General features: G+C 72.4%; 9 protein-coding genes and 1 riboswitch. Of the genes, 7 read left to right on the forward strand and 2 right to left on the reverse strand.

Features of this window, described 5'->3' with window-relative positions; genetic code table 11:
• The coding region (locus ACWGIU_RS19255) for an aminotransferase-like domain-containing protein (protein WP_453707341.1) at nucleotides 1-1,098 on the forward strand (1,098 nt) is incomplete at its 5' end.
• A 43-nt stretch (nucleotides 1,099-1,141) separates the two neighbouring features.
• Here ACWGIU_RS19255 and ACWGIU_RS19260 read toward each other — a convergent pair.
• Nucleotides 1,142-2,002, reverse strand: coding sequence for a hypothetical protein (locus ACWGIU_RS19260; protein ID WP_453707343.1), 861 nt, complete (start codon nucleotides 2,000-2,002; stop codon nucleotides 1,142-1,144).
• Between the two features lie 104 nt (nucleotides 2,003-2,106).
• On the opposite strand from ACWGIU_RS19260, the gene ACWGIU_RS19265 reads away from it, so the two are divergent.
• Nucleotides 2,107-2,409, forward strand: coding sequence for a hypothetical protein (locus tag ACWGIU_RS19265; protein ID WP_453707345.1), 303 nt, complete (start codon nucleotides 2,107-2,109; stop codon nucleotides 2,407-2,409).
• Nucleotides 2,410-2,417: 8 nt separating this feature from the next.
• Complete coding sequence (locus tag ACWGIU_RS19270; RefSeq protein ID WP_453707347.1) at nucleotides 2,418-3,620, forward strand: glutathionylspermidine synthase family protein; 1,203 nt, start codon at nucleotides 2,418-2,420, stop codon at nucleotides 3,618-3,620.
• An 86-nt stretch (nucleotides 3,621-3,706) separates the two neighbouring features.
• Here ACWGIU_RS19270 and rocD read toward each other — a convergent pair whose 3' ends face one another.
• Nucleotides 3,707-4,912: an ornithine--oxo-acid transaminase gene (gene rocD / locus ACWGIU_RS19275; RefSeq protein ID WP_453707349.1), complete on the reverse strand. Its 1,206-nt coding sequence runs from the start codon at nucleotides 4,910-4,912 to the stop codon at nucleotides 3,707-3,709.
• 131 nt (nucleotides 4,913-5,043) lie between these two features.
• Nucleotides 5,044-5,134: riboswitch (ZMP/ZTP riboswitch) on the forward strand.
• Between the two features lie 34 nt (nucleotides 5,135-5,168).
• Here rocD and ACWGIU_RS19280 point away from each other — a divergent pair.
• The 4 genes from ACWGIU_RS19280 to ACWGIU_RS19295 all read left to right on the forward strand — a co-directional run bounded on the left by ACWGIU_RS19280 (nucleotide 5,169) and on the right by ACWGIU_RS19295 (nucleotide 9,592).
• A complete protein-coding gene (locus tag ACWGIU_RS19280) occupies nucleotides 5,169-6,437 on the forward strand; it encodes a serine hydroxymethyltransferase (RefSeq protein WP_453707351.1) in 1,269 nt (422 codons plus the stop codon).
• A 273-nt stretch (nucleotides 6,438-6,710) separates the two neighbouring features.
• Nucleotides 6,711-7,724, forward strand: coding sequence for a tryptophan--tRNA ligase (gene trpS / locus ACWGIU_RS19285; protein WP_453707353.1), 1,014 nt, complete (start codon nucleotides 6,711-6,713; stop codon nucleotides 7,722-7,724).
• 97 nt (nucleotides 7,725-7,821) lie between these two features.
• Nucleotides 7,822-8,427, forward strand: coding sequence for a 2'-5' RNA ligase family protein (locus ACWGIU_RS19290; RefSeq protein ID WP_453707354.1), 606 nt, complete (start codon nucleotides 7,822-7,824; stop codon nucleotides 8,425-8,427).
• 199 nt (nucleotides 8,428-8,626) lie between these two features.
• Nucleotides 8,627-9,592 carry a YihY/virulence factor BrkB family protein gene (locus ACWGIU_RS19295; protein WP_453707356.1) on the forward strand — a complete coding sequence of 322 codons (966 nt, stop codon included), beginning with the start codon at nucleotides 8,627-8,629 and terminating at the stop codon, nucleotides 9,590-9,592.
• Nucleotides 9,593-9,597: the final 5 nt, after the last annotated feature.

Here is a 9,597-nt window from a genome sequence, read left to right on the forward strand (position 1 = left end):
GTACGGCGCCCCGCGCGCAGCGGGCCCGCGTACAGCCTGGTGCCGGGCTCCCCGGACCTGGGGGGCTTTCCGCGCGCGGCCTGGCTGTCGGCGGCCCGCCGGGCCCTGACCGACGCGCCGAACGAGGCCTTCGGCTACGCGGCCGACCCGCGCGGCCGCGTCGAGCTGCGGCGGGCGCTGGCCGGCTACCTGGCGCGGGCGCGCGGGGTGTACGCGGACCCCGAACGCATCGTGCTCTGCGCGGGCTTCCTGCACGGGCTGACCCTGCTGGCGGGCGTGCTGCGGGCGCGGCGGGTGCGGGAGGTGGCGGTGGAGGGGTACGGCCTGGACTTCCACCGGAACCTGCTGGTGCGGGCGGGGCTGCGGACGCGCCCGCTGGGTGTGGACGGGGACGGGGCCAGGACGGGGGAGCTGACCGCGGCGGCGGGCGCGGTGCTGCTGACCCCGGCGCACCAGTTCCCGACGGGCGTGGCCCTGACTCCGGCGCGGCGGGCGGCCGCGGTCGACTGGGCGCGGACCACGGGCGGGCTGATCCTGGAGGACGACTACGACGGGGAGTTCCGCTACGACCGCCAGCCGGTCGGGGCGCTGCAGGGCCTTGATCCGGACCGGGTGGTGTACCTGGGCACGGCGAGCAAGTCGCTGGCCCCCGGGCTGCGGATGGGCTGGATGGTGGTCCCGCCGGGGCTGCTGGAGGAGGTGCTCGCCGCCGGTCGGCCCACGGATTGGGCGTGCGGCGCGCTGGACCAGTTGACGCTGGCGCAGTTCATCACCTCCGGGGCCTACGACCGGCACGTGCGCGGGATGCGGCTGCGGTACCGGCGGCGCCGGGACGAGCTGGTGGCGGCGGTGGGGGACCGGGTGGGGGTGTCGGGGATCGCGGCGGGCCTGCACGCGGTGCTGGACCTCCCGGCGGGATCGGAGCGGGTGGTCCTCCAGTCGGCCGCCTGGCAGGACCTGGCCCTGCACGGGCTGGCGCGGTTCCGGCACCCGGAGGCGGGGGTTTCGGGGCGGGATGCGGTGGTCGTCGGCTACGGGACCCCGTCGGACAGCGCGTGGTCCCCGACCCTGGCGGCCTTGGCGGCAGCCCTCCCGTGACCTGTGGCGCCGTCTCGGGGCGCTGCCCGCGACCCCCCGCGCCTCAAACGCCGGCAGGGCTGGATCGGGTACCGGCCGGGGGTTCGGCCGGGGGTTCGCCGAAGCGGGCCAGGGCCAGGGAGCCGGCCACCGCCACCACGAATCCCGTCACCGCCGGCCAGGCCAGGCCCTCGCGGGTGCGGTCGCCGAGCCAGGCCACGCCCACCACCGCCGGGCCGACCGTCTCGCCGAGGACCAGGCCCGCCGTCGCCACCGTCACCGAGCCGCGCGCCAGGGCCGAGGTGAGGAGCAGGAAGGCCGCGCCGCCGCCCAGCAGGAGGGCGTACAGCGCGGGGCTGCGCAGGTCCCAGGGCGAGTCGATGAGCCGGACCGACACCTCCACCACCCCGAAGCCGGTCCCCGCAGCGAGACCGAGGACGAGTGCCCGCGGCCCGTCCGGGAGCCGGCCCGCGACCACGCCCACCAGCAGCACCAGACCCGCCACCGCCAGCAGCCACAGTTCCAGCGCCGTCGACCCGGTCCCCGTGCCCTCCTCCCCGGCGGAGAGCCCGAGCATCAGCAGCCCCGCGCACACCACCGCCACCGCGCCCCACTCGGTCCGGGACAGCCGCACCCGCAGCAGCCGCGCCGCGACCACCGCCGTCACCGCGAGGCTGGCCGCCAGCGCCGCCCCCACCGCGTAGATCGGGACGTGCCGGAGCGCGATGATCTGGAGCACGAAGCCGACTCCGTCGAGAGCCAGACCCGCCAGATACGGCCACTGCCGGACGGCCCGCAGGAACAGTGCCGTGTCCACCCCGGACCCGGTGCCCGGCTCCGCCGCCCGGGCCGCGACCGCCTGCAGAACCGACGCCGTGCCGAAGCAGACTGCCGCGCCGAGCGCACAAATCATCCCAATGAGCACGAACTGACTCTAGGTCACGGATCTCACGGCGGCCGGATTCCATCGGCCGGTGGCCCCGCTCTACTCTGTCGGCAGCACGCGAGGCCCCAGGGGGAACAGCAGACATGGACAGCAGCAGCACCAATCAGCGCCGCATGCGCTCCGGAGCCGTCGCACTCGGAGGCATGGGCCTGCTCGCGGCCACGCTCGTGGCCTGCGGCAGCAGCGACGAACCGGACAAGCGCTGCGCCTCCCGTTCCACGCTGGAGCACCTGAACAACAAGGAGTGCAAGAGCGGCGGCACCGGCGCCTACTACTACGGCGGCTACGTCAGCAGCGGCAAGGTCTCCGGCGGCAGCTTCGACAAGTCCGCCGTCACCCGCGGCGGCATCGGCGGACACAGCAGCTCCGGCTCCAGCGGCGGCTGACCGAGACGATGCAGCGGCACACCATCGAGCCCCGTCCCGACTGGCAGAAGACCGTCGAGGAGCAGGGGCTGATCTACCCCCTGACCCGTTACCCCGACGACTCCCTGCGCCCCTACTGGGACGAGAGCGCGTACTACTCCTTCTCGCTCCCCGAGGTCGAAGCCCTGGAGAACGTCGTCGAGGAACTGCACGCCATGTGTCTGGCCGCGGCCGCGCACATCGTCGAGCACGACCGCTTCGCCGACCTCGGCATCACCGACCCGAAGCTGGCCGCGCTGATCGCCGAGTCCTGGCGGCGGCGCGCCGAACAGCCCTCCCTCTACGGCCGTTTCGACCTGCGCTACGACGGTGGCGGCAGCCCGGCCAAGATGCTGGAGTACAACGCCGACACCCCCACCTCCCTCGTGGAGGCGGCCAGCCCCCAGTGGTTCTGGATGGAGGAACGCTTCCCCGGCGCCGACCAGTGGAACTCCCTCCACGAGCGCCTCGTCGAGGCCTGGCGGCGCCAGGCCGAGCTGCTCCCGCCCGGCCCACTGCACTTCGCGCACTCCGAGACCGACGAGCTGGGCGAGGACCTGATGACGGTCGCCTACCTCCAGGAGACCGCCGAGCAGGCCGGCCTGGACACCCAGGCGCTCTCCGTCGAGCAGATCGGCTGGGACAGCCTCTCCGGCCGGTTCGTGGACGAGAAGCTCCGCTTCATCCGCTCCTGCTTCAAGCTCTACCCGTGGGAGTGGCTCGCCACGGACGAGTTCGGCCCGCAGGTCCTCGGCACGTACGACCTCGGCGGCGGCTCCGGCTCCACCTGCTGGATCGAGCCGCTGTGGAAGATGCTGCTGTCCAACAAGGCGCTGCTCGCGATCCTGTGGGAGCTCTTCCCGGAGCACCCCAACCTGCTCCCCGCCTACCTCGACGGCCCGCGCGAGCTCGCCGGACCCGGGTCCACCGGCTACGTGGCCAAGCCCCTCCTCGGCCGGGAGGGCGCGGGGGTCACCCTGCACGAGGCGGGCGAGGACGCGGAGCCGTTCGTACCGGAGGAAGGCGAGCGGTACTGCTTCCAGGGCCTGGCCCCGCTGCCCGACTTCGACGGCAACCGGGTGGTGCTCGGCGCGTGGGTCGTCGAGGACGAGGCGGCGGGGCTCGGCATCCGCGAATCGGCGGGGCCGGTCACGGACGAGTACGCCCGCTTCCTGCCCCACGTCATCCTCTGACCGATGCGGACACGCCTTGAGGGCGTGTCCGCTGAGTCCCGCCTGCCCCGCCCTCCGGGCGGCCGGCGCTACTGTGCGGACACGCCCTACGCGCCGAGCACCGACCGGAGCTGGTCCAGGCCCCAGTCCAGGTCCTCCTTGCTGATCACCAGCGGCGGGGCGATCCGGATCGTCGACCCGTGGGTGTCCTTCACCAGCACGCCGAGCTCCATCAGCTTCTCGGAGATCTCCCGGCCGGTGCCCCGGGACGGGTCGATGTCGACGCCCGCCCACAGCCCGCGGCCGCGTACGGCGGTCACCGCGCCGCCGCCGACCAGCAGGTTCAGCTCCCGGTGCAGGTGCTCGCCCAGCTCGGTGGCGCGGCCCTGGAACTCGCCGGTCCGCAGCATCGCGATCACCTCCAGGGCGACGGCGCACGCGAGCGGGTTCCCGCCGAAGGTGGACCCGTGCTCCCCGGGCCGGAACACCCCGAGCACGTCCCGGTCGGCGACGACGGCGGAGACCGGCACCACGCCGCCGCCTAGCGCCTTGCCGAGGATGTAGACGTCCGGGACGACCCCCTCGTGCTCGCACGCGAAGGTCCGGCCGGTGCGCCCCAGCCCCGACTGGATCTCGTCCGCCATGAAGAGGACGTTCCGCTCGCGGGTCAGCTCCCGCACGCCGCTCAGGTACCCGGCGGGCGGCACCAGCACCCCCGCCTCGCCCTGGATCGGCTCCAGCAGCACGGCCACGGTGTTCTCGGTGACGGCATGGGCCAGCGCGGTCAGGTCCCCGTACGGGACGATCTCAAAGCCCGGTGTGTAGGGGCCGAAGTGGTCACGGGCCTCGTGGTCCGTGGAGAAGGAGACGATGGTCGTGGTCCGCCCGTGGAAGTTGTCGGCGGCGACCACGATCTTGGCGTGGCCGTCCGGGACGCCCTTGACCTCGTAGCCCCACTTGCGGGCGGTCTTCACCGCCGTCTCCACGGCCTCCGCCCCCGTGTTCATGGGGAGCACCATCTCCTTGCCGCACAGCGCGGCGAGCTCGGTGCAGAAGTCGGCGAAGCGGTCGTGGTGGAAGGCGCGCGAGGTGAGCGTGACCCGTTCCAGCTGGGCGCGGGCGGCGTCGATCAGACGGCGGTTGCCGTGCCCGAAGTTGAGGGCCGAGTATCCGGCGAGCATGTCGAGGTATCTGCGGCCCTCGACATCGGTCATCCACGCGCCTTCCGCGGACGCGACGACCAGGGGCAGCGGATGGTAGTTGTGCGCGCTGTGGGCGTCTGCGGCGCGGATGGCATCAGCAGTTGTCGACACGGGGTCTCCGATCGTCCGTCCGGCGCGGTGAAGCGCCGGGTGAAGCGGTGACGAGGGTGGCGTCACCTTCTTATCGTCGCTCGTATCCCGGACGCAGAAACCTCTCTCCCGGCGCGCCCGCTAAGGTGTCCGGTACGCACGGCGACTGGCGTACGGGGAACCAACTCCGGGGGAGTCGTGCGCGCTCGACCGCATACAGGGCCGCTCGCCTGGGCCTCGCGGGGTAACGATCACATCGACCCCGGAGGAGCCCGCCATGTCCGCGAGCCGCCATCCCGCCCTGCTGGCCACCGACCCCGAGCTGGCGTCGTTCGTCGCCGCGGAGGAAGTACTGCAGGCGCAGACCCTGCGCCTGATCCCCAGTGAGAACTACGTGTCCGCGGCCGTCCTCGAAGCCTCCGGCACCGTGCTGCAGAACAAGTACAGCGAGGGCTACCCCGGCCGCCGCTACTACGAGGGCCAGCAGAACATCGACCGCGTCGAGGCGCTGGCGATCGAGCGCGCCAAGGGCCTGTTCGGCGTGGACCACGCCAACGTGCAGCCGTACTCCGGCTCGCCCGCCAACCTCGCCGTGTACCTGGCCTTCGCCGAGCCGGGCGACACGGTGATGGGCATGGCCCTGCCGATGGGCGGGCACCTCACCCACGGCTGGGGCGTCTCGGCGACCGGCTCCTGGTTCCGGGGCGTGCAGTACGGCGTCCGGGCCGACACCGGGCTCATCGACTACGACGCGGTGCGCGAGCTGGCCCTCGCCGAGCGGCCCAAGCTGATCTTCTGCGGCGGTACCGCCCTGCCGAGGACCATCGACTTCGCCGCCTTCGCGGAGATCGCGCGGGAGGCGGGATCGATCCTGGTCGCCGACGTCGCCCACATCGCGGGCCTGATCGCGGGCGGCGCGCACCCGTCCCCGGCGGACCACGTCGACGTGGTCTCCACCACCACGCACAAGACCCTGCGCGGCCCTCGGGGCGCGATGCTGATGTGCCGCGAGGAGCACGCGAAGGCCATCGACAAGGCGGTCTTCCCGGGCCTGCAGGGCGGCCCGCACAACCAGACGACGGCCGGTATCGCGGTGGCGCTGCACGAGGCGGCCCAGCCGTCCTTCACGGCGTACGCCCACCAGGTCGTCGCCAACGCCAAGGCGCTGGCCGCGGCGCTGCTGCAGAAGGGCTTCGACCTGGTCTCGGGCGGTACGGACAACCACCTCATCCTGATCGACCTGACGGGCAAGGAGGTGCCGGGCAAGATCGCGGCCAAGGCCCTCGACCGGGCGGGCATCGTCGTGAACTACAACACGGTCCCGTTCGACCCGCGCAAGCCGTTCGATCCCTCGGGCGTGCGGATCGGTACGCCCTCGCTGACCTCGCGGGGCCTGTCCACCGAGCACATGCCGCAGGTCGCCGACTGGATCTCGCGGTCCGTCGACGCCGCCGCGAAGGGTGACGAGCAAGCCCTCGCCGCGATCCGCGCGGAGGTCACGGACCTGATGGCGGCCTTCCCGGCCCCGGGTCTGCCGCTGTCGTAGCCTGCGGCACCACTGCCGGGGCTCCGCCCCGGACCCCCGCGCTCACACGCCGGAGAGGCCGGATCCCCGGCCCGCCCGGCGTGTGAGGGCGTCCCGAGGCCGAGCGCCGCCCGCGGAGCGGACCGGCGGAAATCGGTCGCTCGGCCGGGGCGGGAACCGGACGATCCGCTACCGCCCGGTACCCGGGCGCGGCGCGGCCGGACCCGGCGTGACCCGGAGGGATCCGGCCGACGGCGGGCACGGGCCCGCCCCCGCACCTGAGAGAATGAAGCCATGGCTTCTGATCGTCCTCGCGCGCTCTCCGGCATCCAGCCCACCTCCGGTTCGTTCCACCTCGGGAACTACCTCGGAGCCATCCGCCAGTACGTCGCCCTGCAGGAGACGCACGACGCCTTCTACATGGTGGTCGACCTGCACGCGATCACCATGCCGCAGGATCCGAAGGATCTGCGCGCGAACACCCGGCTCTCCGCGGCGCAGCTGCTGGCCGCCGGACTGGACCCCGAGCGCTGCACGCTCTTCGTCCAGAGCCACGTGCCCGAGCACGCGCAGCTCGGCTGGGTCATGAACTGCATCACCGGCTTCGGCGAGGCCAGCCGGATGACCCAGTTCAAGGACAAGTCCGCCAAGGGAGGCGTCAGCAGCGCCAGCGTCGGCCTCTTCACGTACCCGATCCTGCAGGTCGCCGACATCCTGCTCTACCAGGCGAACGCGGTCCCCGTGGGCGAGGACCAGCGCCAGCACATCGAGCTGACCCGCGACCTGGCGGAGCGTTTCAACCAGCGCTACGGCTCCACCTTCACCCTCCCCGCCGCGCACATCGTCAAGGAGGTCGCGAAGATCTACGACCTCCAGGACCCGGCGGTCAAGATGTCGAAGTCCGCCTCGTCCCCCAAGGGCCTGATCAACCTCCTCGACGAGCCCAAGGTCACCGAGAAGAAGATCAAGAGCGCGATCACCGACACCGAGGCCGAGATCCGCTTCGACTCCGAGAAGAAGCCCGGCGTCAGCAACCTGCTCACGATCTACTCCACCCTCACGGGCGAGACGATCCCCGAGCTGGAGGCCAGGTACGAGGGCAAGGGCTACGGCGCGCTGAAGACCGACCTGGCCGGCGTGATGGTCGATTTCGTCACACCCTTCAAGAAGCGGACCCAGGAATACCTGGACGACCCCGAGACGCTGGACTCCATCCTGGCCAAGGGTGCGGAGAAGGCCCGTGCCGTCGCCGCCGAGACGCTCGCGCAGGCCTACGACCGCCTCGGTCTGCTGCCCGCCAAGCACTGACGAACGCAACTACGGACAGAGAGCCCTGGCACGAACGGGGGTGCTGCCGCCACACTGGGGCGGCAGCAGTCCACAGCGACAAGCGGAGGAGAGATACGTGGGGACCGTAACGCTCGGCGTTTCGATCGCGGTCCCGGAGCCGTACGGCAGCCAGCTCCAGGAGCTGCGCGCCGGCTTCGGGGACGCCGCCGCGCACGGCATCCCCACGCACGTCACCCTCGTCCCGCCCACCGAGGTGGAGGCGGACCGGCTCCCCGCGATCAGGGCCCACCTGGTCGAGGTCGCGGCCGCCTCCCGGGCCTTCCGGATGCGGCTGGCCGGCACGGGCACCTTCCGACCCCTCTCGCCGGTCGTCTTCGTCAAGATCGCCGAAGGGGCCGCGGGCTGCACCCGCCTCCAGAGCGAGGTCCGCGACCCCCAGGGGCCGATCGACCGCGAGCTGGCCTTCCCGTACCACCCGCACGTCACCGTCGCCCACGGGATCTCCGAGGAGGCGATGGACCTGGCGTTCACGACCCTCGCCGACTACGCCGCCGAGTGGGTCTGCGCGGGCTTCGCGCTCTACGAGCAGGGCTCGGACGGCGTCTGGCGCAAGCTGCGCGAGTACCCGTTCGGGAGCGGCCCGAACTGCGTCCCCACGCAGGCGGGCTCACCCGCCGACCAGGCTGCCGGGGGCGCCGGGGCGACCGTACCGCCGTCCTGACGGAGTGGGCGCGGGGCCAGGGGGCGCAGGGTCAGGGGCAGCCGGGCGATGCGCCGGGCGCGGAATCTCAGCGTTCGCAGGACCAAAATATGGAACGGGCGACCCGTAGGGCGCGTTTCGGGAAAAGTCACAATCGACGACCGTAGCCGCCAGAAGCGACAATCCTGGCTATTTCCGGCGGCTGAATTACGGTGACCCCATGGACTGGCTGACGAAACTCCCGGTGATCGGGCCGCTCGCGACCCGTCTGATGCGGACGCACGTGTGGCGTTCGTACCAACGCCTCGACCGCGTCCACTGGACCCGCCTCGCCGCCGCCATCACCTTCATCAGCTTCCTCGCCCTCTTCCCGCTGATCACCGTGGCCGCCGCCGTCGGCGCGGCGCTGCTCAGCCCCGAGCAGCTGGACCGGCTGGAGAAGAACCTCTCCGAGCAGGTCCCGGGCATCTCCGACCAGCTCGACATCGAGGGGCTCGTCGCCAACGCCGGCACGGTCGGTCTCGTCGCCGGCGCCGTCCTCGTGCTGACCGGCATCGGCTGGGTGGGCTCCATGCGGGACTGCCTGCGCGCGGTCTGGGAGAAGGACGACGAGGACGAGGGGAACCCGTTCGCCCGCAAGGGCAAGGACACGCTCGTCCTCCTCGGCCTCGGCGGCGTGGGCCTGGCCTCCGCCGCCGCCTCCATCCTCGGCTCCAGCGCCGTCGGGAAGTCCGCCGACTGGCTGGGCATCCCGCGCGAGGGCGCGGGCGGCGCGCTGCTGCGCACCCTCGCCTTCCTCGTCGGCGTCGTGGCGGCCTTCCTGCTGCTGCTCTACGTCCTGACCCTGCTCCCGGGCGTCGAACCGCCGCGCGGCCGCCTCATCCAGGGGGTCCTCATCGGCGCGGCAGGCTTCGAACTGCTGAAACTGCTCCTCAGCGGCTATATGCGGGAGGTCGCCACGAAGAGCGTGTACGGAGCCTTCGGCGTGCCGATCGCCCTGCTGCTCTGGATCAACTTCACGGCGAAGCTGCTGCTGTTCGTCGCCTCCTGGACGGCCACCCGCGACGGCGCGGACGGTGACGGAGTGGACGGCGCGGGAGTGGACGGCGACGGCGCGGACGGCGGCGACGCGCAAGCCCCGCAGGCTCAGGCCGGCCCTCCGGCCGCCGCGAGCCCGGCCGCCTGATCGGC

It is taken from the genome of Streptomyces sp. NPDC054840 (genome assembly GCF_053611065.1).

What these genes read in the sequence shown, in the direction of transcription:
- ACWGIU_RS19280 (WP_453707351.1), top strand. Translation starts at nt 5,169, where the DNA reads ATGTCCGCGAGCCGCCATCCCGCCCTGCTGGCCACCGACCCCGAGCTG.
- trpS (WP_453707353.1), top strand. Translation starts at nt 6,711, where the DNA reads ATGGCTTCTGATCGTCCTCGCGCGCTCTCCGGCATCCAGCCCACCTCC.
- ACWGIU_RS19265 (WP_453707345.1), top strand. Translation starts at nt 2,107, where the DNA reads ATGGACAGCAGCAGCACCAATCAGCGCCGCATGCGCTCCGGAGCCGTC.
- ACWGIU_RS19270 (WP_453707347.1), top strand. Translation starts at nt 2,418, where the DNA reads ATGCAGCGGCACACCATCGAGCCCCGTCCCGACTGGCAGAAGACCGTC.
- ACWGIU_RS19295 (WP_453707356.1), top strand. Translation starts at nt 8,627, where the DNA reads ATGGACTGGCTGACGAAACTCCCGGTGATCGGGCCGCTCGCGACCCGT.